Source organism: Bifidobacterium porcinum, from assembly GCF_055378475.1.
This window is the reverse complement of sequence record NZ_AP029603.1, coordinates 955,215-981,822: the sequence shown is the minus strand read 5'-3', so window position 1 is coordinate 981,822 and position 26,608 is coordinate 955,215. Positions and strand designations below refer to the sequence as shown.

The 26,608-nt window shown below is 58.9% G+C and carries 18 protein-coding genes, 1 tRNA gene and 2 pseudogenes; 9 read left to right on the top strand and 12 right to left on the bottom strand.

Annotated elements, in window-relative coordinates; translation table 11 throughout:
• Positions 1 to 146: 146 nt before the first annotated feature.
• Both ACZ41G_RS03810 and ACZ41G_RS03805 read left to right on the top strand, forming a co-directional pair.
• Positions 147 to 1,511 carry a hypothetical protein gene (locus ACZ41G_RS03810; protein WP_464146071.1) on the top strand — a complete coding sequence of 455 codons (1,365 nt, stop codon included), beginning with the start codon at positions 147 to 149 and terminating at the stop codon, positions 1,509 to 1,511.
• A 151-nt stretch (positions 1,512 to 1,662) separates the two neighbouring features.
• Positions 1,663 to 3,003: an ABC transporter permease gene (locus tag ACZ41G_RS03805; protein WP_412170262.1), complete on the top strand. Its 1,341-nt coding sequence runs from the start codon at positions 1,663 to 1,665 to the stop codon at positions 3,001 to 3,003.
• Positions 3,004 to 3,178: 175 nt separating this feature from the next.
• Here ACZ41G_RS03805 and glgX read toward each other — a convergent pair whose 3' ends face one another.
• From glgX to ACZ41G_RS03780, 5 genes are all read right to left on the bottom strand, one after another.
• Complete coding sequence (glgX, locus tag ACZ41G_RS03800) at positions 3,179 to 5,320, bottom strand: glycogen debranching protein GlgX (protein WP_152570325.1); 2,142 nt, start codon at positions 5,318 to 5,320, stop codon at positions 3,179 to 3,181.
• A 111-nt stretch (positions 5,321 to 5,431) separates the two neighbouring features.
• Positions 5,432 to 6,130, bottom strand: a complete 699-nt coding sequence (locus tag ACZ41G_RS03795) for an NUDIX hydrolase (protein ID WP_152570324.1) — start codon at positions 6,128 to 6,130, stop codon at positions 5,432 to 5,434.
• A gap of 90 nt (positions 6,131 to 6,220) precedes the next feature.
• A complete protein-coding gene (locus tag ACZ41G_RS03790; RefSeq protein WP_321046114.1) occupies positions 6,221 to 7,108 on the bottom strand; it encodes a Nif3-like dinuclear metal center hexameric protein in 888 nt (295 codons plus the stop codon).
• A 122-nt stretch (positions 7,109 to 7,230) separates the two neighbouring features.
• A complete protein-coding gene (polA, locus tag ACZ41G_RS03785) occupies positions 7,231 to 10,296 on the bottom strand; it encodes a DNA polymerase I (protein WP_464146068.1) in 3,066 nt (1,021 codons plus the stop codon).
• Positions 10,286 to 11,086: an ANTAR domain-containing response regulator gene (locus tag ACZ41G_RS03780; RefSeq protein ID WP_033505449.1), complete on the bottom strand. Its 801-nt coding sequence runs from the start codon at positions 11,084 to 11,086 to the stop codon at positions 10,286 to 10,288. The genes polA and ACZ41G_RS03780 overlap by 11 nt, the downstream gene beginning before the upstream one ends.
• Before the next feature lie 287 nt (positions 11,087 to 11,373).
• On the opposite strand from ACZ41G_RS03780, the gene ACZ41G_RS03775 reads away from it, so the two are divergent.
• From ACZ41G_RS03775 to ACZ41G_RS03760, 4 genes and pseudogenes are all read left to right on the top strand, one after another.
• Positions 11,374 to 11,447: transfer RNA gene (locus tag ACZ41G_RS03775), tRNA-Leu, on the top strand.
• A gap of 521 nt (positions 11,448 to 11,968) precedes the next feature.
• Positions 11,969 to 12,691 (top strand): annotated as a pseudogene (locus tag ACZ41G_RS03770) (ABC transporter substrate-binding protein); the annotation flags it as partial.
• A gap of 195 nt (positions 12,692 to 12,886) precedes the next feature.
• On the top strand, positions 12,887 to 13,069 hold the full coding sequence (locus tag ACZ41G_RS03765) for a hypothetical protein (RefSeq protein WP_412170259.1): 183 nt from the start codon (positions 12,887 to 12,889) through the stop codon (positions 13,067 to 13,069).
• Between the two features lie 285 nt (positions 13,070 to 13,354).
• Complete coding sequence (locus tag ACZ41G_RS03760) at positions 13,355 to 14,020, top strand: NUDIX domain-containing protein (RefSeq protein ID WP_412170258.1); 666 nt, start codon at positions 13,355 to 13,357, stop codon at positions 14,018 to 14,020.
• Positions 14,021 to 14,238: 218 nt separating this feature from the next.
• Here the strand turns inward: ACZ41G_RS03760 and pyk are convergent, their stop codons facing one another.
• From pyk to ACZ41G_RS03730, 6 genes are all read right to left on the bottom strand, one after another.
• Positions 14,239 to 15,681 (bottom strand): pyruvate kinase, encoded by a 1,443-nt coding sequence (pyk, locus tag ACZ41G_RS03755; RefSeq protein WP_029576322.1) that lies wholly within the window; start codon positions 15,679 to 15,681, stop codon positions 14,239 to 14,241.
• Positions 15,682 to 15,895: 214 nt separating this feature from the next.
• The gene (locus ACZ41G_RS03750) at positions 15,896 to 16,903 is read right to left on the bottom strand and encodes a TerC family protein (protein ID WP_033505437.1); all 1,008 of its coding nucleotides are present in this window, start codon (positions 16,901 to 16,903) and stop codon (positions 15,896 to 15,898) included.
• Between the two features lie 290 nt (positions 16,904 to 17,193).
• Positions 17,194 to 19,305, bottom strand: a complete 2,112-nt coding sequence (gene uvrB, locus ACZ41G_RS03745) for an excinuclease ABC subunit UvrB (protein WP_033493124.1) — start codon at positions 19,303 to 19,305, stop codon at positions 17,194 to 17,196.
• 118 nt (positions 19,306 to 19,423) lie between these two features.
• Positions 19,424 to 20,059 carry a dephospho-CoA kinase gene (coaE, locus tag ACZ41G_RS03740; RefSeq protein WP_464146064.1) on the bottom strand — a complete coding sequence of 212 codons (636 nt, stop codon included), beginning with the start codon at positions 20,057 to 20,059 and terminating at the stop codon, positions 19,424 to 19,426.
• A 123-nt stretch (positions 20,060 to 20,182) separates the two neighbouring features.
• The gene (gene rpsA / locus ACZ41G_RS03735; protein WP_033505431.1) at positions 20,183 to 21,661 is read right to left on the bottom strand and encodes a 30S ribosomal protein S1; all 1,479 of its coding nucleotides are present in this window, start codon (positions 21,659 to 21,661) and stop codon (positions 20,183 to 20,185) included.
• Positions 21,662 to 21,863: 202 nt separating this feature from the next.
• The gene (locus ACZ41G_RS03730; protein WP_441482361.1) at positions 21,864 to 22,745 is read right to left on the bottom strand and encodes a bifunctional methylenetetrahydrofolate dehydrogenase/methenyltetrahydrofolate cyclohydrolase; all 882 of its coding nucleotides are present in this window, start codon (positions 22,743 to 22,745) and stop codon (positions 21,864 to 21,866) included.
• Between the two features lie 353 nt (positions 22,746 to 23,098).
• Here ACZ41G_RS03730 and ACZ41G_RS03725 point away from each other — a divergent pair, with 353 nt between their 5' ends.
• The 3 genes and pseudogenes from ACZ41G_RS03725 to ACZ41G_RS03715 all read left to right on the top strand — a co-directional run bounded on the left by ACZ41G_RS03725 (position 23,099) and on the right by ACZ41G_RS03715 (position 26,032).
• Positions 23,099 to 24,022 (top strand): metal ABC transporter solute-binding protein, Zn/Mn family, encoded by a 924-nt coding sequence (locus ACZ41G_RS03725; RefSeq protein ID WP_441482362.1) that lies wholly within the window; start codon positions 23,099 to 23,101, stop codon positions 24,020 to 24,022.
• 158 nt (positions 24,023 to 24,180) lie between these two features.
• Positions 24,181 to 24,831: pseudogene (locus tag ACZ41G_RS03720) on the top strand (ATP-binding cassette domain-containing protein); the annotation flags it as partial.
• A gap of 358 nt (positions 24,832 to 25,189) precedes the next feature.
• Entirely contained in the window at positions 25,190 to 26,032 is an 843-nt protein-coding gene (locus ACZ41G_RS03715; RefSeq protein ID WP_464146061.1) for a metal ABC transporter permease, read from the top strand.
• A gap of 36 nt (positions 26,033 to 26,068) precedes the next feature.
• Here the strand turns inward: ACZ41G_RS03715 and ispF are convergent, their stop codons facing one another.
• Positions 26,069 to 26,545 carry a 2-C-methyl-D-erythritol 2,4-cyclodiphosphate synthase gene (gene ispF, locus ACZ41G_RS03710; protein ID WP_464146059.1) on the bottom strand — a complete coding sequence of 159 codons (477 nt, stop codon included), beginning with the start codon at positions 26,543 to 26,545 and terminating at the stop codon, positions 26,069 to 26,071.
• Between the last annotated feature and the right edge of the window lie 63 nt (positions 26,546 to 26,608).

Here is a 26,608-nt window from a genome sequence, read left to right as displayed (position 1 = left end):
CATGACATGTCACCGTGGCATGACGTTGCAAGTGACCGTAGCACAATGACGAATACCGATTCACGAAAGGCAAGGATATGCACGGATGACGCTCCCACCTGGATGCTCCATACGACGAGGACGACACGGCCCCGACACCGGCTGGCATGGATTCATCATCGTGCCATGATTCAGCTTTTCCCTTCGAAGAATCGTCGGCCGACACATCCGCGGATCAGGAGCTCGATATCTTTTCCAAGAAGACATCGCCGTTTGCTGCATTGCAGCCCTCGTCGTGTATCGCCGCAGTTGTCGTCATCATCGTGGCGCTTATCGCGGCTTCGCTTATCTTGCCTCGGGTTAAGGCGCCGCGTGAACTGGTTGCCTCGTATGTCCGTGCCGTTGCGAATGGCGATTTCGAACATACTACACAACTCGCCAACCCAAATGTGCCGCAATCCGCGCGTGTACTGTTCGCCCACGGCGTGCTGGACGCCAATCATCGCATCACATCGTATGACATCGATTTCAAGCACGAATCTTTCTCACCGTTGCGATACTCGGTTCATCTGTTCTACACTCTGGGCAATACGCAAGGGGAACAATATCGTGGTTCAAGCATGCTCCATCTGCACATGAAGCCCAATGGCTCATGGGCGTTTGATCAAAGCCTGCTCAACGTGATGAAACTGCCACGGTCCGAACGATTCACGGTGAATGGTGTGCCAGTGTCCGATACCGGTTTCAACCTGAACTCGATATGTCCTACATCGAAGAAATACTGCAAGAGCAAGTTAATGCTTGACATCGACGACGATGATTTCTATGTTCCCGCATACCCAGGCATCTATGCGGTCAGCACGCCTCTACCTGCGGACAATCCGAAACTGTTCACCGTTGTCCAACGAGATATCTTCATTCCGTATGGTTCCTCCAATACGCGCGTTCCTGAAACATCCGGAACCGATGGTGACAACACTGCCGGCAGCGCCGACAGTTCCGGCAATACGGATGGTTCCGACGCCACCAGTACTGACGATACCGAATCAGACCGTTATCGCTACGGTGAAACACGTTCCGACGACGGCACATGGGTTGCCGTCGTCAATGCGAGTTTGCCATATTCCTTCTCCATTGACTATGATTTCACCGATCAAGCCAAGACTTCGATGTTGCGACAGTTGGACGTTCATACGCGCAGCTGCGTCAGCAAGCTCAATGCGCGTGACCTGTCAGACAACACGTGCACGTTCATCTCGAAATACCTCGATCCGCAAGTCTATTCCGCGTGGACGGTCGCGTACACACCAGGCAAGCTCAGCAGCGACTCACTGTCCATAGGCCAGTGCAAACCACAGAACAACGGAACAATCGCGTGCAATATATACGACTTCGTAGGCGGCAAGCTTACGCTGAATCTCACAACCAGCGGCGGCAATTCCGACCACTTCCAGTATGGTTCCTGGCACTCCTTCGATGACACCATGGTTGTCGACAAAGATTGCGTAGCACCTGTTTTCGCCACACATTGACATGGACACAGAAATCCATGCACACGCCTAAATGCGACACCGCCTCCATCCTGCTGTTCAATCGTAGCGGCTTTGACTGAAAAGCCCGCATCACCGCCCCTCTATCGCTGGCGATACAATGGCTGCTGCAAGGCAATGAGAGGAGAACGACGTGGGACGTAACCAGCGGGCTGAATCGTCGGGGCTGATTTCCTGTGTCGTCTGTGCGGTCATCGGGTACTTCGCGATGACCATGTTCCGCGCCTACGCGCCCGCAATCTGGCAGCTGACCCAGCGCACATTCACCGCATGTTCAGGTATCGCCGCGGGATGCGCCGTCGTTTCGTTCATCATCGGGTATACGCACTTCTCCAGGTCGTTGCGAGAGAAACACCATTGGTATCTCGTCGTCCGGCGTCTGTTTGAGGTGCTCGCATTATCGGTTGTGTACGGATCGACGATATTCCTCACGTCGTTCATGTTCCTCGACATGATCAATTCGCTCATGGGCAAGACGATGACCGGGTACCTTCCTGCGATTTGCGCCGCATTCTCAGGAATCGTCGGCTATCTGACTTTCGTGCAGGCAGAACTCATGAACGCGAAAACACTGGCGTTCCTGCTGCCGTTCTTCATCATCGCAGGCGTCAGCACCGCGGGCTCGACCAGCGACGACCCGTATTGGGCAAACAACAATTTCTCCCAGCTAGGCGACCGCACCACGTTCGCGGCACGCATGTTCAATTCCACACTCATGCTCGGCGGCATTTGCATCATCATCATCAGCTACTTCGCCATCTCCGAGCTCGTAGCGAATTACCGGCAACGTCTGCGCTGGCATGGCGACGAGACAAAACTGGGTTCGGGTCCTATCCCCCATTTCATTCCGCGCACCGTCATTCTCGGGATTCTGCTCACGCTCGCCGGTATCGAGTTCTTCGGCATCGGCATGTTCCGTTACACCCCGCATCCGGTATTGCACAACGTGTTCGCACGTAGTCTGCCCGGAGTCATGGGTATTCTGATGCTCGCCCTGCCATGGTTGGCGCCGCAGCTGTCGAAAGCGGTGTATGTAATCTCTGATCTCGCGATCGTCGTGTGCGCTTATACTGGCATCATCTGGTTAGAAGGCGAGAATACGCTGACGAATGTCGAGGCGTTCGCCGGACTGCTCTTCCTCGGATGGTTCGTGGTGTTCACCAGGCAGATTGCGGCGATTGAAACCGACCGTGTCCAGGCCCAGCTTCTGCACGCCCAGTATGATGTCGCCGCAAGCGGCAACGACGCTGATGCGATGCGGACCGTGCCAATTCCGGTCAACGTGCCGGTGACGAGAGCATCCAAAGACGATGTGGAAGCTGCCAAGACAGCCGGTTCAGGCGCCACCGACGACCATCATTCGAAATCCGGTCGCCACCATTGGTTGCGCTGGTTGCCTTCCCGGCATCGCTCGACAATCGAGACGAAACCGGTTGATTCGTCGCTGGAGTCGCGGCTCGCATCCGATCAGTAATCGGGCACAGCAGCACGACATTCGGCGGTCGGCAGTACCGACCAGTCTGCCCGTACAAGCTGGCGACGCTAGCGGCTGGCCTAGCGTCACCAGTTTGTGCGGTCCAGTCAATCACTGCCGATCGCCGGACAATCATCGGATATCCCTGTACAACCACGCGTTCAGAGCGGTTCCTTCAGAACAGCTCCTCCTTGTCTGTATCATCCACGCTCATGAGCAGCAGGAAACTACGCGATTGCGCGGTGATGTCGAACCCGGCCTCATAGCTCAATTCCGGTCCCTTGGGATTGTAGGTATCGACAACCAGCTGCCACTTCTGCCCGTATTTCTCGTCAGGCAGTGTGAACATGATCGGCTCGTAGTGGGCGTTGAAAATCAGGATGAAATCGTTGTCGACCATCTGGTTGCCGTACCAGTCGCTCTCGGGAATATCCTTGCCGTTGAGATACACCATCATCGACGAGGCATGCGTGTTCTGCCAATCATTCATATCCATGATCCGCCCGAGATGGTCGAACCATTCGACCTGCGGTATCGTATTTTCGTCATCGCCCGGCGTACGCCCCGTGAAGAAGCGGCGGCGGTGCAGCACCGGATGGTCGAGCCGCAGATGGATCATCTTGCTGACGAACCGCAGCAAATCCCTCTGGGAATCGTTGAGATCCCAATTGGTCCACGAGATCTCGTTGTCCTGGCAATACGCGTTGTTGTTGCCCTGCTGAGTGCGCGCGACCTCGTCACCGCCGCAGATCATCGGGATGCCTTGGCTGACCAAGAGGGTGGCGAACATGTTGCGCATCTGCCGTTCACGCAGTTCGTTGACGTCACGTATGCTCGTCGGGCCTTCGACACCGCAGTTCCAGGAACGGTTGTTGCTTTCGCCATCGCGATTGCCTTCGCCGTTCGCCTCATTGTGCTTGTTGTTGTAGCTGACCAGATCGTTCATAGTGAAGCCGTCATGCGCGGTGATGAAATTCACCGACGCGACCGGCCTGCGCCCGTTCTGCTCATAGAGGTCCGAACTGCCCATCAATCGGCTGGCGAATTCCGGCAAGGTCGAAGGCTGCGAACGCCAGAAATCGCGAACGCAATCGCGGTACCGGCCGTTCCATTCCGACCAGCTGGACGGGAAGCCACCGACCTGATAACCGCCCGAGCCCAGATCCCACGGTTCGGCGATCAGCTTGACCCGCGAGATGACCGGATCCTGTTCGACGATGTCGAAGAACGCCGACAGCTTATCGACTTCCTGGAACTGGCGTGCGAGCGTCGCGGCGAGATCAAAACGGAACCCGTCGACATGCATTTCCGTAACCCAGTAGCGCAGGCTGTCGGTGATCAGTCGCAGCGCGTACGGCGAGCGCATGAGCAGCGAGTTGCCGGTGCCGGTGGTGTCGAAGTAGTGGCGTTGGTCGTTGTCCACGAGACGGTAGTAGGCCTTGTTGTCGATGCCGCGGAAGCTCAAGGTAGGTCCGTAGTTGCTGCCTTCGGCCGTATGGTTATAGACGACGTCGAGGATGACTTCCATGCCGGCATGATGGTATGCCTTGACCATCGACTTGAACTCGTTGACCTGCTCGCCGCGCTCGCCTGAGCTCGAATAAGAGTTCTGTGGCGCGAAGAAGCCGATGGTGTTGTATCCCCAGTAGTTGCTCAGGCCTTTTTCCTGCAGGAACGAGTCGTTGACGAACTGGTGGATCGGCATGAGCTCGATGGCAGTGACGCCGAGCTTCTTGAGATATTCGATTACGCCCGGGTACGCCAGCCCCGCGTAGGTGCCGCGGATATCCGGTGGCACCATCGTGTTGAGGTTGGTCATGCCGCGCACGTGCGCCTCGTAGATCACCGAATCGTGGTACGGGATGAACGGATGCTGGTCATTGCCCCAATCGAAGTACGGGTTGATAACCGCAGCTTTCATCGTGTGGGCGGCCGAATCGAGCGTGTTCATGTCATGCGTGTCGTCCGGGCTGCGGAACCAGTACGAGTACAGGCTCTCATCACCGTCGATGTTGCCTTCAATCGCCTTGGCATACGGGTCCAAGAGCAGCTTGTGCGGGTTGCACCGCAAACCGTGCTCGGGATCATACGGCCCGTAGACGCGATACCCGTAACGTTGCCCTGGCTGGATGCCGGGAAGATAGTTGTGCCACACGTATGAGTTCTTCTCGGTCATCTCAACGCGTGTCTCATGGTCGTTCTCATCGAACAGGCACAGTTCGACTTTGTCTGCCACCTGCGAGAACAATGCGAAATTCACGCCCGCGCCATCATAGCTTGCTCCGAGCGGAAACATGGAACCAGGTCTGATTTGCATGATTCCAGTATCTCACGTTTTGCCGCTTCATGTTCGCAGGCTTGCCCGCCGTGTGTTTCTCGGTTGGCGCGCCTTTGATTGGTGCCGCCCGAACGGTTCCGTCCGATTGGTTTACGCGACGGTATCGCCCATATGCTTGGTGCGGCGCAGCATCTCATGCTGGATGGCGATGATGGCGTTGGATTCAGTCACGGGCGTGTCCAGCAGCTGTTGCCAGGAGACCCACGCCGATTCGACATGCTCGTCGGCGTCAAAATGCCGGTCTTCGGTATGCCAACGGTCAAGGTGGATGACCATGATATTGGCGAGCTCGTCGGTCATGCCTTCGGACGAGTAGTACGCCCCAACATGGTCGAAGCGGACGGCGGGCAGGTTGTCAGGCACGGTGCCGGTTTCCTCGGACAGCTCACGCAGAGCGGCCTGCTCGGGGTTCTCGCCCGCGTCCATCAGGCCTGCCGGCAAGCCGTAGGCGAAACGGTTGGAACCGACTCGGTATTCGCGTTCGATGAGGTAGCGGTCACCCGGCACGTCGTGCACCAGCATGACCACGCATGGGGCGTGTCGGATCAGCTGCCTGCGGATTCGCGCGGTACCGCCATCGGTTGTCGGCAGATCGAGAACGATATCGTCGATGGCGAAAATCGGGCCTTCGAACACCGTCTTGCGGCTGATTTCGCGGACGGAACCGTTCATATCGACGCCATCCGACGAACGATCAAGTAGACGCCTCGCGTCGAGTTCGCTCTGAGCACCATGATGCAGAAGCGGCGTATTGCGGGTCTGCCCGCTGTGAGCTGAATCTTGTGTCATGTCCGTGTTCTCCTCTCTGCCCACCCACGGGCGGATCGTATGCATGGTCTGATGAACCTGATGCTGAGCCTGACTCTTGGCCGGGACGGTTCAGCGAATCACCAGATCCCACGGGTCAGTGCGCGTATCAATCCACGTGACTTCGGGACGCTCGCCGAACCGTGTTTCAACCGCCGCAGGGACGTCATCCAACGCATACCTGAACCACAGGGATTCAATCGCCGAATGCGGGGTGTTGATGAGCGCCGGGCGCATATGGCCGTCCCCACTGCCCGCATGCAGGCCCTGCCGGCGAAGCGACGCCTCCCAGCGCGCCTGCTCAAGCGCATCCGTAGCCGGATGGTGGCGCAAATCGCTGGTCACGTACACGTCCGCCCCGCTGGCACGGACCACGTCGAACATCGAATCGCCAGACCCCGGCAGTACGGCGACCGTGGACACCGGTGCGTCAAGCTCGCCGGCGACTTGGATACCGTATTCGGTGTGCGGCAGCTCGCGGGCCACAATCCGTGCGAAATCACGCAATGGCATCGGTTGGGGTAACCGGCCGACACGCCCGATACCGACCGCGTGCGGTGATTGCGGATCATCAATCGGCTCCAGCGGCCGCAGGTCTTGCAGTCCGAATGCGTCGGCGGCCGCCTGCCCCACACCACGGTATGCGGCGTCGGCATTGGTATGTCCCACCCACAGCGCGCAACCGTGGCGGTACAGCTCGCTGACAATCGCACCATGTGCGCCAGATCCGGAGGTCTCGTGCACCGCGCGGAAGAACAGCGGGTGATGGGTGACCAGCAGGTCGGCATGCCATGCGAGCGCCTGATCGATGACCGTATGCGTCGGATCCGCCGCAAAAGCGATGCGGGTGACCGGAGCGTCCAAATCGCCGACAATCAGTCCCGGCGCGTCCCACGATTCCGCGTATCGCAGCGGATACAAGGTCTCCAAAGCGTCCACAACGGTTTGCAGATTCGGCATTCGTCCTCGCTTTCCACCGGTGCCGTTAACGCAAAATCACCGTTGACGGCACCAGTTCAACTCGATATGTCTGTTGGCATGGTCCTCATGTCTCCTCTTACGAGGGTCCGCCATGCAGAGGGCTAATGGGCGGCAAGCTGCCAATCAGCGCCGATACCAACCGACACGTCAAGCGGCACCGCCAGGGTCACGGCATGTTCCATCGCGTCGCTGACCAGTGCAGAGACCTGCTCCTCCTCGCCAGGCGCGATTTCCACCACGAGTTCGTCGTGAATTTGCAGGATGATTCTGCTGGCCACGCCGGCATCCCTCAAGGCCTGATCGGCGCGGATCATCGCGATTTTCATGATGTCCGCCGCCGACCCCTGGATGGGCGCGTTGAGTGCGGCGCGTTCGGCGGCATTTCTCGCCCTTGCATTGGAGCTGGACAATCCCGGGAAGTATCTGCGTCGGCCGAACAAGGTCTCGGTGTACCCGACCTTCCGCGCGTTGCTGACCAACGACTCGAGATAGTCATGGACTTTGCCGAAGGTGGCGAAATACTTCTCTTTGAGCACGTCGGCCTCCGCAGGGCTGATATGCAGCTGCTGCGCGAGACCATACGTGCTCAAACCGTATGCCAGGCCGTAACTCATCGCCTTGACGTGGCTGCGCTGGTCCGGAGTGATGTCGTCCACCGGAACCTGATACACCAAGCTGGCCACATACTTATGGAAATCAGCCCCGGAACGGAACGCTTCAATCAGCGCCTCATCCCCTGACAAATCAGCCATAATGCGCAACTCGACCTGCGAATAGTCGCAGCTGAGCAATGACGAGAATCCCGGCCCGGGAACGAACGCTGAACGGATCTCCCGCCCCATCGCATTGCGGTTGGGGATGTTCTGCAGATTCGGATCGACCGAACTCAAGCGTCCCGTGGCCGCGACCGTCTGCTCGAAAGTCGTGTGGATACGGCTGTCATGGGGGTTGGTCGCATCAATCAAGGTCTGGACAATCTGCTTGAGCTTATTGGTTTCCCGGTGACGCAGCAACGCTCCCAGGAAATCGTTCGCCTGCTCATTGCCATTTGCCGATTGTGCGTACAAGGCGGTCAATGTCGCCGCATCCGTCTTGTACTGGCCGGATTTGGTCTTGCGCAGCGGCCGCAGGCCGAGTTTGTCGAACAGTATGCTACTCAACTGCTTGGGGCTTTGCAGGTTCACTTCGCTGCCGGCTGCACGCCATGCGATTTCCTGAGCTTGTGCGGCATCGGCGGCAAACTGGTCGCGCATGGCCACCAGACGCGTCTGATCGACGCACGCCCCCGCGTCCTCCATCCTGTGAAGCACCTCGGAAACCGGCAATTCGAGCGAACGCAACAGCCCGTATTGCTCGCGCTCGTCCAACGTTGCAGACAACCGCACTGCAAGCTCCCTGACGGTAGCCAGTTTCGCGGTGATCGTCGCATCATCCTGTGATGCGGCCGCACCTGAATCATCCAGGCCGTCAAGGTCAAGCTGGCCTTGAGCCGGACGTTCCGGCTGGTCAAGGTGGATGTCCGCGAACCGGACCGCAGCCTGCTCAAGGGAGTCGGGATGATAGTCGGGAAGCACCAGATAGCAGGCGAGTTTGGTGTCAAATGCAGGCCGACGCAGATGAATGCCGATGCTTTCCAGAAGGTGCAGATGCTCTTTGTACCCGTGGACGATCATCGTGTCGTGGTTGGCGTCGATGAAAGTCTGGATTGCGGCAGCCACATCCGGTTCAAGCGGCGGGGTGAATGCCAACGCCTCGTCACCTGCCAGCAAGGCCACACCCGTGCAGTGTGGAGCGCCAGGTTTCGGATCACCGTCAGCGTACAGCACCCAGCCTTGGGCGACTTTCGGGGCGCTCACGGCGTGATGGTCGATGACGATGCTTGATGTTGCGGTCTTTTCCGGTTCGCTCCGGCGCTCCGTTGATTCGGAGGTGTCACTGTCAGGCGAGTCGGAAGAGGAAGAAGCTTCCGGAGAAGCGGGCGTACCGGCAGTGGCTGGCGCTGGCTTGGCCGCGGATTGGGCCGGGGCGACCGCTACTGTCTTCGATTGTTCGCTTTCGGCGAGGGTTGTTGCGTCGGTGTTGGCGGCGTGTTGCGCCTGATACCGCTGCGCCCAGTCCCGTATCCGGCTTGCCGGACAATCCTTGACGAGACTGACTGATTCGCCGGGACGCTCGTCGGTGTCAGCAGAGGCGGTCTTGGAGGAGTCGTGCAACGCTGCCGACGCGCTGTTGCCGCCGCTGAACGCCTTGACGACCAGATTGCGTGTGCGAACGCCGAATTCAAGCTTCGAGAACAAGGCTGACAGCTGTTCGCGATTCATCGGCCCGAAATCAAAGTCATCCATGTCGACGCCGAGATCAAGGTCGCGCACCAACGCGTTGACTTTGCGGTTGAGTTTGACCTGATCAAGATTGTCGCGCAGGGCCTGGCCTTTTTTACCGCCGATTTCGTCAGCGTGTTCGATGATGCCTTGGAGCGAGCCGTATTGGCCGATCCATTTGGCCGCATAACCGTCACCCACGCCGGGCACGCCGGGGATATTGTCAGCGGTCTCGCCGCGCAGTGCCGCCAAATCGGGGTACTGCTGCGGGGTGACGTGGTACTTCTCCTCCACCGCCTGCGGGGTCATATGCTTGAGGTCTTTGAAATGGTGGCCCGGGTACAGGACAGTAATCGCATCGTCCACGAGCTGGAATGCATCGCGGTCGCCGGAGAGCACGAGAGTGCGGTACCGTTCGCGTTCACCCATGGTCGCCAGAGTGCCGATGATGTCGTCGCCTTCAAACCCGGGCTTTTCGATGTAGGTGACGCCGAGCGCGGCGAGCATCTCCTGGATGAGCGGCAGCTGGCTGAGCAAATCTTCCGGTGCCGCTTCGCGCGTGCCTTTGTATTGCGGCAGCAGATCATTGCGGAACGTACCGCCTTTGACATCGAACGCGACGGCGAGTTTATCGGGGTGCTCGGTCTCGATGACCTGCGCGAGCATCTTGGCGAAGCCCCAGACCGCGTTCGTCGCCTGACCGCTCGCGGTAGAGAAGTTCTCGACGGGAAGGGCGAAATACGCGCGGAACGCGAGCGAGTGTCCGTCCACGACGAGCAAGGTGCCGCGGAAATCCTTCTCCGCGGCACCTTGTTGAGCGTTTTGAGCTTGGGAGTTATCGCTCATCGTCGGCATCCGGCTTCTGATCGCCATACTTCGCGATAATCGCCATGGCGAGACGCTTCTTCGGAATGCGCTGATCCATGGATGTCTTTTGGATCCAGCGGAACGCCCCTTGCTCGGAGAAGTCCGCCTTGTCCATGAGCAGACCCTTAGCGCGGTCGACGAGCTTGCGCTCTTCCAAAGATTCCTGCGCCTTCTTCAGCTTTTCTTCGGCGTCGCGCAACTGTTCACGGGTTTCATTGAGCTCGTTTTCGCTGCGTTCCACGTTGTCAAGCAAATCGTTGATTTCCTGGAACCGCCCCATAGCGACTTCCAACGCCGGCAGCAGCTTGGATTCCTCATACGGCTTGGTCACATACGCCATAGCGCCTGCGCCGGTCGCCTGCTTCACCAGATCAGGCTGCGAGAACGCGGTGAGCATGACCACAGGGGCGATATTCTCGTCGCAGATGACACCCGCGGCGGTGATACCGTCCATGCGAGGCATTTTGACGTCCATGCAGACGACATCCGGACGATACTTGCGTGTCAGCTCGACCGCTTCCTCACCGTTTGCGGCTTCACCGACGACCTCATAACCGTTGTCTTCGAGAATGGCGACCAAATCCATACGGTTGACGGACTCATCCTCCGCGACCACAACGGTGCGCTTGCGATGCTCGTCCCCGCGAGCGTCACCGTCCTGCTTATCCTGCGGCACGACCGGCTCGCCGGCGGCAACTGCCTTGAGTTCATCCTCCGTCAGCACCGGGGTATCCGGCTGTGCCTGTCCCGTCTCGTTCTTCGCAGTCATCCCTGCCTCTTTCCTAATCATCCGGCAGGCACGCTGGCACGCGCCGCACCGACACCGAGACCGATCCATGCCCTTCTGTGCGGACCCACACCGCAGGCACGATCTGCCGTCATTCTATTAGCGATAATACCAGCAGACAAGGTCAAGACAAAGGTTCCGACGCCGAATTTGGGCGTGCCAAGCGATGTATGGCAAATATCAAGCATGAAATCGTCCGATTGCTGAAATGTTCGTGTCACTCGCAGATATGTGATACACTGTTATTTTGTTGCTTCAATACGGAGCACGCCCCTGTATCCCAATTGGTAGAGGAAGCAGCCTCAAAATCTGCACAGTGTGGGTTCGAGTCCCACCGGGGGCACCTCAACAACCCGCCACCATCGGCGGGTTTTTCGTTTTTGGCGGTCTCCTCATTTTTCATGCCGGGACCGCCATCCCATACCAACTGTCTACGCAAATCACCCGCCCAGCGTCACCAGTTTGTATACCCCACAAACCGCGCACGCAAAACCAGAAGCCAACGTCACCAGTTTGTGAGATTGTGACCCGACAATGAGGGTGACCAACACGCGAGTCGCTGCTTGTCCCTGCAACCTTCTACCGACGCCCACCAACCGCTCAGCGTCGGCAAAACCCTCTACCGACGCTCAAAGGTGTCTCAGCGTCGGCAGAAGCAAAGAACTATATTCAACGGCGTGCTGGCTGGCCTCAACATACCGCCACACAATCGCGATTCATCATGAGTTCAATTTCGCGACACCATACCCCACCGAAATTCATGTCAACGTCAATCCCGCTTCAATCCGCACGCACATAGTGCCTTCTGTCCATACAGACACAACAACAACGAACGAAAAACAAACTCAGGAAAGACTGGCACATATGATTTCCCTGCGTAAGGCAATCGCCATCCCCATGGCAGCGGTACTCGCCCTGTCCATGGCGGCATGCGGATCCTCCTCTTCCTCGTCTGCCTCGTCATCAGGCAAGGCCGTGACGGTCAACGAGAAGTCCGCCAAGGCGACTTCACTCAAGGATTTCGGCACGATGGACGATCTGGCCGCCGCCGAAAAGGAGGGCACGCTCAACGTCATCGCCCTGCCGCACGACTGGTCTGATTACGGCGAAGTCATCGCAGCGTTCAAGAAGAAGTATCCGAAGATCAAGATCACCGAGCTCAGCCCGAACGCCTCCTCCAAGGAGGAGATCGACGCGGGCAAGACGAATAGGGGCACGGACGCCGCGCCCGACGTCTACGACCTCGGTCTCGCGGTCGCCTCGGCCACCACCGAGCAGTTCGCGCCGTACAAGGTGCAGGCGTGGAACGACATTCCCGATTCCGCCAAAGACGCCGACGGCAAGTATGTCGCCGATTACACCGGCATCATATCCATCGGCTGGAACGCCGACAAGTACGGCGACATCAGCTCACTGGACGATCTGCTCGACTCTAAGTTCGCTGGAACGGTCGCTCTGAACGGCAAACCCGCCGAGGCAGGTGCCGCCTTCAACGGATTCGTCATGGCCAACCAGCTGTCCGGCGGTACGATCAAGAACCTGCAGCCCGGCCTTGACTCCTTCGAGAAGCTCAAGGAAGCCGGCAACCGAATACGTGGCAACTTTCATCGGCCTGACCAATCGTCTGCCCGGCCATTCCGACGGCACACAAGCCGAAGTCTTCGGCCAGCGCATCCCCCTTGCTCAAGGGATCGCGTACCGGGGATGTCACCGTGCTCGTACGCCCTGAGAATATCGCGCTGATTGCCATCGGTTCCGAAGAAGATGCTCCAAAAGCGGATTGTGAGGGTCACACGGGTCAACGTCATCCACTTCCTGGGCGCTCTCGTCCGTATGGATGCGGTGCTCACCGGCAGCGGCACACCGTTGACCATCCAGTTGCCTGCCAGCGAGCTGCCTCCTACGCTGCACACCGGCTCGACCGTGCTGATCGCACCGCTGCCGGTGCCGGCGCTCGCTGTGTGATGGCAACAACACATACGTAACGACAGTGCGTGAAGTCGGCGGTCTCACGCACACGTCAGCGGACCGAGGCCCAGCAGCGCGACCAATAGCTTTCTGGGTGCACACTGTCGCGTCTCGGCGTACCCGGAGAAGGGAACAAATGCAAGTCACCGGGTCCGAGTTCGCCGCAAGCCGAATCCTCCAGGAAGGCGGACATGCCCAGTGACAGCACACCTCAACGGCGTAGAATGAGAGCTGATGCACCCACCGCTCCGAGCTGTTTTGAGCGGTTATCAAGGAGGAACAATGAGTGAGACAACCTTCCGCAAGTTCGATCCGTGGCGTCCTGCCCCAGTCAAAGAGGAATCTCGCCGGCAAATCATGCAAAGCCACTATTTCAATGTGGACCAGGTATCTTTCGATTCCTCAAAAGTTGGGCATTTTGAACGCTTCATCGTCGAAGAGAACAATGGCGACACGGTCGGTATCATCGGACTGACTGATGACGGCCGCATCCCCCTGGTCGAGCAGTACCGCCTGCCTACGCATCGCTGGACCTTGGAAATACCGGCCGGCCACGCCTTGGATTCCAACGAGCGTCCGCATGATGTCGCCGTACGCAAGCTGCGCGAGGAGGCCGGGTATGAGGCCAAGGAGCTGGTGCAGGTCGTGCGTTTCATCAATACGCCGAGCTTTTCCACGCAGCATACCGCGGTGTTCTTCGCGACGGGTCTGACCGCCGTCGAACGCGGGGAACTCGGTCCGGAGACTCCTCGCCCAGACGTCCGTCTCATCACCCCCGAGGAAGCCTCGGATATGATCCTCAACGGCACAATCATCGACGCGAAGACAATCATCGCCGTCATGCGGCTGCGCGAGCATCTTGCGGCGGAGGAAGCGGAGCATGCGGGCGCCCATCCGCGTCTGATTCAGCGCATTGCCAAGGCACGCGCAGAACGCAAAGCCAAGTAAACGCGAATCCCAGTGGTGCTGCGCACGCTAACAACTGCACTACTGAAGTAGCGCAACAAACGCAATTGGCCTCCCACATGCAATGTGTGGGAGGCCAATTGCGTTTGCAATCTTGTCATCAACGACCGTGCAATCCGAACCATCGAATCGCGCAGTATGAATCATGCGGGGTTGGGATGCGCCAACCCTGCACAGCGCTGCTCATCGCAGCAAGTGGCTCAGTCGCAAGCGCCGACCGTGTGCACGTAGATGGAATCCGTGCTGCCCGGGCGATGCTCGCCCTGAGCGGAGCTCAGCACGACAATACGATCGCCATCAGCGACCTTGCCAGCAGCGCGCAGCACCTTGTCGGTGAACACCATCAGATCGCTGCGGTTCTTGTCGTGGTAATCCTCATCCAACAGGAAGGCTTCAGTGCCCCAGCTCAGAGCCAGCCAGTGATAGGTGTGCTCGTTGGTGGTCAGGCCGTAAATCGGAGCGGCCGGACGTTCGCGGGACACGCGATGCACGGTGTTGCCGGTCTGGGTGTAGGCGACGATGGCCTTCGCGTTGACCTTCTCAGCCAGGTCAACAGCAGCGGAGGAAACCGCACCGCTGTTGGACATGTCGAGGTTCTTCAGCGCCGGGATACGGTCGAAGCCGTGCTCGGTGGCGTAACCGGAGATGCGGGACATGGTCTTGACGGTCTCGGTCGGGTACTCGCCGACGGCGGTCTCGTTGGAGGTCATGGTCGCGTCGGCGCCGTCAAGCACGGCGTTGGCGCAATCGGAAGCCTCAGCGCGGGACGGAACCGGGGAATGCACCATGGAACCGAGCACTTCGGTGGCCACGATGACCGGCTTGGCATACTGGCGTGCCAGCTCGATGCAGCGCTTGGTGACCAGCGGGACCTCTTCGAACGGCATTTCGACGGCCATATCGCCACGGGCGACCATGATGCCGTCGAAGGCCTTGACGATGTCTTCGAGGTTCGCCACAGCCTGCGGCTTCTCGATCTTCGCGACGATCGGGATGCGACGGCCTTCCTCATCCATGATTTCGTGGGCGCGGTCGATATCGGTTGCGAAACGCACGAAGGACATGGCGATGATGTCGGCGCCAGTGCGAATGGCCCAGCGCAGATCGGCTTCGTCCTTCTCGGTCAGAGCAGGCAGGGAAACTGCGACGCCCGGGAGGTTGATGCCCTTGTGGCTGGAAACCGGGCCGGCCACAACAACCTTGGTGTACACGTTGTTGCCCTCGACCTTGGTGACCTCGAGACGAACCTTGCCGTCATCGATGAGAATCGGGTCGCCAGGATGGCAATCGCCCGGCAGACCCTTGAACGTGGTGGAGGTGATGTGCTCGTCGCCCTCGACGTCGTCGGTGGTGATGATGAATTCCTGACCCTCGGTCAGCTCGACCTTGTCTTCGCCTTCGGCGTTCTTCTTGAACCAACCGCAGCGAATCTTCGGACCCTGCAGGTCAACCAGCGCAGCGACGTTGCGGCCGGTCGCCTTGGAAGCCGCACGCACGTTGTTGTAGACCTTGAGGTGATCCTCAGGGGTGCCGTGCGAGCGGTTGAGACGCGCGACGTCCATACCGGCTTCGACGAGCTTGGTGATGCCTTCGAGGGACTCGGTGGCTGGACCGATCGTGTCGACGATCTTTGCTTTACGCATGAATACCTGCCTCTGTTTCAACTTACTTTTCTATTGAACAGGTGGGAATCCTGTTTCCGTGTGCTAGTCTACTCGGTTTCCCCACCATGCGCCAACCATTCAGGCAACTGTGTTGTGAACGCTCACATCGGCTTCATACCGCGTTCACCGTCGATATGTCCGCGTGTTACCGCCGGGCAATCAGGACAAGGTCGGGGGCCTGCGAACCGTTACATCAGGCGCCGTCTGAAACCTGCTGCGCCTGTTCCTTGCGATCCTCCTGCTTCATCTTGAGCACGCTGGCTACAGCGGAACCACCCAATGCGAGCACAATCACGAGCAAGGACAGCCAAGTCGGCACTTCCGGCACCCATGACACCGGGTGTCCGCTGTTGATGAACGGTAGCGAATTGCCCGACAGCGCCTCCATGATGAGCTTGATGCCGATGAATCCAAGCACAATGGACAGGCCGACGGGAAGATAGACGAGTTTGTCGAGCAGTTTGCCGAGCAGGAAGTACAGCTGCTGCAAGCCCAGCAGGGCGAACACGTTCGAAGTGAACACGATGAACGGGTCTTTGGTCAGACCGAAAATCGCGGGGATGGAATCGAAGGCGAACATGACGTCCGTAGTGCCGATGGTCAGGAACACGATGAGCATCGGCGTCCAGAACCGTTGCCCGTTCTTGACAGTACGCAATTTTTCGCCATCGTATTCGTCGGTGATTTTCATGACTTTACGCAGCGCGCGGATTATGCCGTTTTCATGGTATTCCTCGTCATCGTCGTGCCCGGTGACCAGTTTGAGGGCGGTGACGATGAGGAAGGCGCCGAACAGGAAGAACACCCATGTGAACCGCTGGATGATCGCCGCACCAACGAGAATGAAGATGCCACGCAGCACCAGGGCGACGGTGATGCCCACGCTCAAGACATATTTCTGCAGCTCCTTGGGAACCGCGAAATTCGACATGATGATGACGAAGACGAAGAGATTGTCGATGCTGAGCGAGTATTCGGTCATCCACCCGGAATAGAACTCGACAGCCGGCTTCGATCCGGCGACAGCCCAGATGATGCCACCGAAAATCAAGGCCGCCACGACGAAGAACGCGATATGTTGCACGCATTCCTTGGTCGAGGGCACGTGGGGCCTACGGCCGATGATGAACAGGTCTACGACGACGAATACCGCGAGAACGGCGAAGGTCGCGATCATGAATGCTACCGGAGTTTCTGCCATAGGAACAAGCATAGAAAGAACGGCTGACGCACCATCGATGCAGCTGTCAGAACAGTCGCGACGCATTGCTTTGTTTATGAGGCTTGGCACCCCACAAGCGCGGCGCCGTGTAGCGTCTATGGGAGCGTGTTTTGCGGTTTCAGCCGGCACGCCCCCTACTTTTCCCGATTTTCCCGACGCTTGGTTGCACAAGCCGTCTGGTTGTAGAACCGGTCTACGTTATTGCTGCACAATCTCGCCGAAATACACTCCCGCGACGGCCTTGCAGCCTGATTGCGGACCGCACTACGCTACTGCTGGGCCTGCGTCATATGGCGAAGTTCCTTTTTCAGGTCGCGGATCTCATCGCGCAACCGCGCGGCAAGTTCGAACTGGAGTTGTTCCGCGGCGGTGTGCATCTGTTCGCTCATCTGACGGATGAGATCGGCCAAATCCTGCGCCGGAAGCCCGGCTTTGAGGATTTCCTCATGCCGTTTCTCGATCTCGTCCTGATCGACATTGGGCACGCCGAGATGAGAATTGCCGGCTTTCCCGGCGTTGCGATACCCGCCTTCGAGCAGGCTCTGCGTATCAACATCCTCCTTGGCGATCATGTCATTGACGTCGCTGATCTTCTTGATCAACGGCTTGGGGTCGATATGATGCTCCTTGTTATAGGCGATCTGCTTGGCGCGCCGCCTTTCGGTCTCCGTAATCGCCTTGTTCATGGCATCCGTGACTTCATCGGCGTACATGATGACCGTTCCCGACACATTTCGCGCGGCGCGGCCGATGGTCTGGATCAGCGAACGATAGGACCGCAAGAATCCTTCCTTGTCGGCATCCAATATCGCCACCAACGAAACCTCTGGCAGATCAAGCCCCTCGCGCAACAAGTTGATGCCGACAATCACGTCAATCTTGCCTTCACGCAACTCGCGCAGGAGCTCGACGCGCCTCAGCGTGTCGACATCGGAATGCAGATATTCGACTTTGATGCCTTTGTCGAGCAGGTAATCGGTCAGGTCCTCTGCCATCTTCTTGGTGAGTGTCGTGACCAGCGCACGCTCGTTCTTGGCTACGCGATCCTTGATTTCGGCGAGCAGGTCGTCGATCTGCCCTTCGACCGGCCTGACCTCGATCTTCGGATCAAGCAGGCCGGTGGGGCGGATGATCTGTTCGACCACGCCGTCGGAGAGCCCGAGCTCGTAATCACCCGGGGTCGCCGACAGATAGACGGTCTGCCCGACGCGCTGAAGGAATTCGTCCCATTTGAGCGGACGGTTATCCATCGCCGAAGGCAGACGGAAGCCATGCTCGACCAGCGTGCGTTTACGGCTGGCGTCCCCTTCGTACATGGCTCCGATTTGTGGGACTGTGACGTGGGACTCGTCGATAACGAGCAGGAAATCGTCCGGGAAGAAATCCAACAAGGTATGCGGCGGGGTGCCCGGCTCACGGCCATCGAAATGCCGTGAATAATTCTCAACGCCGGCGCATGTGCCCACCTGGGTCAGCATTTCCAAATCGTAGGTGGTGCGCATGGTCAGGCGTTGCGCTTCCAGTTCCTTGCCCTGTTTGCGCAACTCGGCGACGCGTTGGTCGAGTTCCTCCTTGATAGTGTGCAGCGCGCGTTCCATGCGCTCGGGGCCGGCGACATAGTGCGAAGCCGGGAAGATATGCACCTGACTGACATGGTCGATGACGTCCCCGGTGATCGGATGGAGGGTGGAAATCCGATCGATTTCGTCGCCGAAGAACTCGATGCGGATGGCCAGCTCTTCATACACGGGGATGATCTCCACGGTATCGCCACGCACGCGGAAGGTGCCGCGTGTGAAGGCGATGTCGTTGCGCTTGTATTGCATGTCAACGAATTTGCGCAGCAGCGTGTCACGATCGATCTGCTGACCCTCCTTCAGGAACAGCATGCGACCCGCGTATTCCTCGGGAGTACCCAAGCCGTAAATGCATGACACCGTAGCGACGACCACGCAATCGCGACGGGTGAGCAGGTTCGCGGTGGCGGCGTGGCGCAGACGCTCGACGTCGTCGTTGATATTGGAATCCTTCTCGATATAGGTGTCCGTTTGAGGGATGTAAGCCTCCGGCTGGTAATAGTCGTAGTAGGACACGAAGTAACTCACGGCGTTGTCAGGCATGAGCTCACGGAATTCGGCGCACAGCTGCGCCGCCAAGGTCTTGTTGGGCTCGAGAATCAGGGTCGGCCGTTGCAGTTTCTCGATAAGCCAAGCGACGGTTGCGGTTTTACCGGTGCCGGTCGCGCCCATGAGCACGACATCGTTCTCACCATTGTTAATCCGCTCGGCGAGCTCCTTGATGGCCTGGGGTTGATCCCCAGAAGGCTTGTAGGGGGCCTTGACGACAAATGGCTTGTCTGTGCGTTCGATGGAAATGCCCATATCGTCCTCCCATTGAGTCCCGCATGACCCGTCCGCATGCTGATTTTTCCAGCATATCAAGTGATTCGTACAAATGTTCGATAATGCAGTATGCCCGCTCACCGCCAGCTTCTACCGCTTATCTGCCGCTCGCGCTCGCTTCATCCCGCCAAGTGGCGTAGAGCGAGTCGACGCGCTCGAGCATGGTCTTTACATCCACATTGGAGTCCACGACCGTGTCCGCCATGGCAATTCGGGCCGACCGCTTGCTCTGGCTGGCGATCCGGGCTCGCGCTTGTGCCCTGTCCATTCCCCGTGTGCGAATCATGCGTTCGATGCGTATTGATTCCGGCGCCTCGACTGTGACGATATGATCGAAACTGAAGGGCAGGTCATGAAGGACTTCAGCGAGTAGCGGGATGTCATGGACGATTACGGCCGAGCTGTTCTGCCGGGCAGTCTGCATGTCAATCCGTTGGGCCAACTCGTAAATCAGCGGATGCTCGATGGCGTCCAAACACTGCCTTGCGTGAGGATCGGTATGCTCACCGAATATACGGTTGGCGAGCCAGATGCGATTCAGCCTGCCGTCTGCACCAACGGCCTCAGGGCCGAACACGTCAACGATGCGCTGTAATGCCACTCCCCCGGGTTCCACGACCTGCCTGGCGAGGGCATCGTAATCAATAATCGTCGCCCCGAGTTCGCCAAGTCTGCGGGAAACCGTGCTTTTCCCTGCCGCGATGCCTCCGGTCAGTCCGATTCGTATCACCATGTTTTCCATGGTAGCCGCACGACATGCCGGCGCAAGATACGGTATGGCCCCGGTCACCGAAGTGCCGGGGCCATACCGTTGGTTTGTCAGTCAACCATGTCAGTCAGTGATGACTGGCATCGCTCACTTCTTCTCCTTGAGCAGCTGCTCACGAAGGGCGGCCAGCTGGTCGGAACCAGCGAGGGTGCCTTCAGACTCATTGTTCGAGGAGTAGTTGGAGGTCTCCTGGACCTTCTCTTCGCGAGGGGTCTGGCCGTCCTCGGCTGCGGAAGCCGCGGCGTTCTCCAGCTCCTTGGCAACGAAGGCCTTGTGCTCTTCCCACAGATCGTGGGCAGCGGCGTACTGGGATTCCCATTCCTCGCGCTGCTTCTCGTATCCGGCGATCCACTCGTTGGTGTTCGGGTCGAAGCCTTCCGGATACTTGTAGTTGCCGTCTTCGTCGTACTCGGCCGGCATGCCATAGAGCGCCGGATCGAAGTCCTCGGAGTTCGGGTCGACAGCGTCGTTCGCCTGCTTGAGGGACAGGGAGATACGGCGACGATCAAGATCGACGTCGATAACCTTGACGAACACGGTCTCGCCCTGCTTGACAACGGTCTCCGGGTTCTCGACGTGGCGGTTGGCCAGCTCGGAGATGTGCACGAGGCCTTCGATGCCGTCTTCGACGGACACGAACACACCGAACTGCACGATCTTGGTGACCTTGCCCTTGACGATCTGGCCGGGGACGTGGGTGCGAGCGAAGCGCTGCCACGGATCTTCCTGGGTGGCCTTGAGGGACAACGAGATACGCTCGCGATCCATATCGACGTCGAGCACCTCAACGGTGACCTTCTGGCCGACCTTGACGACCTCGGACGGGTGATCGATGTGCTTCCAAGACAGCTCGGACACGTGGATCAGGCCGTCAACACCGCCCAGATCGACGAACGCGCCGAAGTTGACGATGGAGGACACGACGCCTTCGCGGATCTGGCCCTTCTTGAGCTGGGACAGGAAGGTCTCGCGGACCTCGGACTGGGTCTCCTCGAGATACTGGCGACGGGACAGCACCACATTGTTGCGGTTCTTGTCGAGCTCCAGGATCTTGGCCTTGATCTTCTGGCCGATGTATGGAGACAGGTCGCGCACGCGACGCATCTCAACGAGCGAGGCAGGCAGGAAGCCACGCAGGCCGATGTCGACGATGAGGCCGCCCTTGACAGCTTCGATGACGGTGCCTTCGACAACGCCATCGGCTTCCTTGATCTTCTCGATATCGCCCCAAGCGCGCTCATACTGTGCACGCTTCTTGGACAGGATAAGACGGCCTTCCTTGTCTTCCTTGGTCACGACAAGGGCCTCGATGGTGTCGCCGACTTCGACGACATCGTCGGGATCGACGTCCTTCTTGATGGAAAGTTCGCGGGAGGGGATGACACCCTCGGTCTTGTAGCCGATGTCGAGCAGGACCTCGTCACGGTCGACCTTGACGACCGTGCCCTCGACCAGATCACCATCATCGAAGTTCTTGATGGTGGAATCGACTGCCTTGATGAAGTCTTCTTCGGTGCCGATGTCGTTGATCGCGACCTTGGTGACTTCCTTATTGTTTTCTGCCATTAAAATAGTGGTTTCTGTTAATGAGTAGATGGATAAAATCGTTATTCAGTTATCTGGTATGCCCATGGAGACATACCTTGACTGAGTTTAGCGTGTACCATGCACAAATGCCGCCGGTGAAATACGGCGTGTCGTACCCCGGAATGCCGCGGCTGCGGGGCTACCCCACACCGGCAGGCACGACACCGCATATACACGTGGTTCAGCGAGCGGAGGCGCGCTCCGCGATTTCCACGACATTCGCCAACAGCATGGCTCGCGTCATCGGCCCCACTCCACCTGGGTTGGGCGTATAGGCGCTGGCCTTGGCATAGCACGCCTTGTCCACGTCGCCCTTGATGCGATACCTGCCCGTCTGCTCGTCCCAGACGCGCGAGACGCCGACATCAACCAGCACGGCGCCCGGCTTGATGTCATCCGGCGTGACGAAACCGGCCGAGCCCATCGCCGCGATGATGACATCTGCCCGGCGCATATGCTTGTGCACGTCCTTGGTGCCGGTATGGCACAAGGTGACAGTCGCATTGACATTCCGTCTGGTCAGCAACAGCCCGATGGTGCGGCCGATGGTGATACCGCGCCCCAGCACGCACACCTCCTTGCCGTCCAGCCCGATGCCGTAATGGTCAAGCAGGGTCAGCACGCCACGTGGTGTGCATGGCAGCGGCGTGGCGATTTCGCCGGAAGTGTGCAGCACCAGCTCGCCCAGATTGTACGGGTGCATGCCATCGACGTCCTTGCCGGGATCGATGCGCGCAATCACCGAGAGTTCATCGACACCGACGGGCAACGGCAGTTGAACGATGAAGCCGGTGCACGCGGGGTCGGCGTTCAGCTCGTCGACCGCTTGTACGATCTGCGATTCGGTCGCATCGGCGGGCAGATCGCGGCGAATCGACGTGATGCCTACTTCAGCGCAATCCGCATGTTTGCCGGCAACGTATTTGACGGAGCCCGGGTCACTACCCACCAGAAGCGTTCCGAGACCCGGTTGGATCCCTTGCCGCTTGAGCGCTGCGACTCTGGTGCTCAAATCCGCTTTGATCTGGGCAGCCACGCTTTTGCCGTCCAATACGATGGGCATGCTGTGCCTCCTGACGCCGCCCCGACCGCAACAACATGCCTGCGCCGCCCCGGAGCGGACAGGAGCTGCGCAGCTTACGTTTTCTGTATCGTAAGCTATCGTGGGGAGAGAACATGCGCGCATTCCGGCATGCGGAGCGCTCGGCAGACCGAGTCGTTCAGCGAACAGGGCACAGCAGACAGAGAAAAGGTGGCAACATGAGCACACGGGGGCTTGGCAACAGATTGGCAACATGGTTCGCGGCGCTGGCGGCCATCGCATTGCTCCTTCCCCTGGCCGGGTGCTTACCCACCCCGCGTCCTGCTTCCTCGACGACGCCCTCAGCCACGGCCTCGAAGGGGCCGATCCTTGTGGTGGCATCCGTCAATCAGTGGGGCACCCTCGCACAGGAAATCGGCGGCGATGATGTCAAGGTCACCACGATTCTTAATTCCACGAACGTCGATGCCCACGATTTCGAGCCCAAGACCTCGGACATCGCCGAAATCCAAAAGGCCCAGGTCGTCGTGACCAACGGAGCCGGCTACGACTCATGGGCTTCGAAGAGCATCGCCAAAGGCACGGTCAGCGTCTCTGCAGCCTCCACCGTCGGCGCAATTTCCGGCGACAACCCGCATCTGTGGTTCTCGAAAGACGCGCGCAAAGCGATGGCGACCGAATTGGCCGATACCTTCTCCAAAATCCTGCCGTCCAAGAAGAAGTCCTTCGATAAGCGTCTCAAGACATGGCAAAGCGAGGAATCAGACCTTGAAGATGCCATGGCCGCCTTCGCCAAGAAGCACAGGAACACCACGTATGCAGCCACCGAAGCTGTCGCTTATTATCTGATGTCTGATATGAAGCTCAAGGATGTCACACCGCAAGGCTATCTGCAGTCTGTCACGTCAGGCGGAGAGGCGGCCCCGGCGGATTTGCAGGAGTTCCAGGAGCTTCTGGAATCAGACAAAGCAAAACTGCTGGTGGACAATCCGCAGGAATCCAGCGATTCTGCGGCTCTACTAAAGAAGACGGCCACGGCGAACAAGGTGCCCGTCATTGAAATCACCGAGCAGATGCCTTCCGACCAGCACACGCTGACCGGCTGGATTTCCTCGCTTGTCGAAACCATGACCAAGCAGGTCGCCGCCGCGCAAACCGATGAGAAGGACTCGTCGAACGATACGTCCGACGGCACCGCTACTGATGCGAATACGCAGGACGCCTCCCCCAGCCCGTCTTCTGCAAGCCAGTCCGCCAGCGATCCGTCGAGCAGCACGAGCCCGTCATCAGCGCAGTAACGGGGCGACTGAGCTCCATACCGTTGCGCGATTGCTTTGGTCACCTTGGTCGCGGTACTGGTTTCACCCCCCGACTAAATGAGAATGATTGTCAGCATCATTTGTCATACTTGTTTTCATACGACATCCCTACGGCTTGATTTCAGACAGACAACGGGATGCGCCCGATTCCAACGACAATCCACGGGGAGGTCAGCATGACAGGATCAGCGCCCCAAGCCGCCCAGGACGGCGATCTGAATACCAGCGGCGAAAGAAACACCGCAAAGAACACCGTCCATGAGGCTGCCATCGTGTTCAACCAAGCGGCGGTCAGCCGTGGCGACCGTGTGATTTGGAGCAACGGGACCTTCTCAATCCCGCGCGGATCGGTCACCGCCATCGTCGGAACCAATGGTGCCGGCAAGACGACCATGATGAAAGCCGAGCTCGGGCTGCTCCCGTTGTCGCACGGCAATGTGGAAGTCCTTGGAGAACCGGCAGGCAAGTCCAATAAGCGCATCGGGTATGTGCCGCAAAGTTACACATCGGACATCGATTCCAATCTCACCGCGGAGCAATCGGTGCTGCTCGGCCTGACGGGCACACGATTCGGCTTCCATATCACCACTGCGGCGCAGCGCAATCGTGCCCACAAAGCGATGGACTTTGTTGGCGTGGCCGACAAAGCGTCCTACCGCTTATCGCAACTGTCCGGCGGGCTTCGGCAACGTGTCGCCATCGCACAGGCGTTGGTGAGCGACCCCGAGCTGCTCATGCTCGACGAGCCGCTCGCCAATCTCGATCTGGCCAGCCAACGCGCAACCGTCCACGTGCTGGCGCGGCTCAACCATGAGCTCGGCATGACCATCCAAGTGGTCGCCCACGACCTCAACATGCTGCTGCCGATCCTCACCGGAGCCGTGTACTTGCTCGACGGGCATCCCCATTACGCCGCGATGAACGACGTACTCGACGCGAATCTGCTGACCCACTTGTATGGTACGACCGTCCAAGTCGTGACCACCCCGCAAGGCGATATGTTCGTCACCCCGTCCCCCGACGAGCCAGACGACATCGAACAGGATACGCATGCACCCGTCGAAGTGGCGCAATTCCACCATCATGCGCACCAGCATCAGCCGGATGCGCCCGCAGCGGCACCGGCAGAAAGGTCATGACCCGAACATGAGTGATATCGATTTCTCCTTCGATCCCCAGTGGGCGCAGACCCTCGGCATGCCATTCATGCACAACGCGTTCCTCGCCGGACTGTGCATCGCAGTGGCAGCCGGCGCCATGGGATATTTCACTATCGCACGGCATTCCACATTCGCCGCCCACGCCTTGGCGCACATCGGTTTGCCCGGGGCGACCGGCGCGGTGCTTCTCGGATTGCCGGTATCCTTGGGCCTCGGTATCTTCGCGCTCGCAGGCGCGCTCGTCATTGGAGCGCTGGGCAAAAGAGCCTCGCAACGCGAAATCGCCACAGGAACCGTGCTAGCCTTCGCCACCGGTCTCGGCCTGTTCTTCGCACGGCTGTCAAGTTCGGCATCGCAACAGATGCAATCCATTTTGTTCGGCTCGATTCTGACAATCACAGACGATCAGGTAATCGGGTTCGCGATTTTCGACATCGTACTCGTCATCGCACTCGCCGTCATCTACCGCCCGCTGCTGTTCAGTTCATTGGATGAGCAGGTGGCTCAGGCCAAAGGCGTGCCGATCGGGCTGATGAATGTGCTGTTCATGGCGATTATGGCGGGAGTCATCACCATTGCGGTGCCCGCAGTGGGAACCTTACTGATCTTCGCGCTCGTTGTCACCCCGGCTGCAACCGCGAATATCATCGCCGCATCCCCGCTGAAAGCCATGTGCACGGCGAGCGTGCTGTGCTTGGTTTCCATCTGGGGTGGGTTGACGCTCTCAGCAATGTTCCCGGCGCCGCCAAGCTTCATCATCGTGACGCTGTCCACCCTATTCTGGGTTATTGCGCGTGCCGTCTCCGCTGTGAAAACCACCAACGCGTAACACACAATAGTGCTCGAATAGACCGGACTGTCGTGCCTAGACTATCGAGCCTGGATTATCGCATTTGACGACCAGCGCGGTCGCCATCGCTGCGAGGCCTTCCCCCGCCCCGGTGAATCCCATGCCGTCGGTGGTGGTTGCGGTGATGGATACCGGGCATCCTGCGGCCCGGGACATCGCCCGCTGCGCCTGTTCGCGATTGGCACTCATTTTCGGCCTGTTGCCGATAACCACGACACTGGCGTTCAACGGTTTGAACCCGTGCTCACGCAGAGTGTCGCAGGTTGTGCGGAGCATATCGGTTCCATGGGCTCCGGCTCCCGCGCTGTCAGCACCGACGCCGAACAGCGTGCCGATATCACCCAATCCTGCCGCTGATAACAGTGCGTCAATGAGGGCATGCGCAGCGACGTCCCCGTCGGAATCCCCTTCAATCCCGACGCCTTCCCACTTCAGGCACGCAAGCCACAGCGGACGGGCGTCCTTGGCGAAACGATGGGCGTCAAACCCCATTCCCACAAGCGGGTTTTGCGGAACCGAGGCCCCAGAAGCCCATCGGTTCGGGGGTTCTTGAGG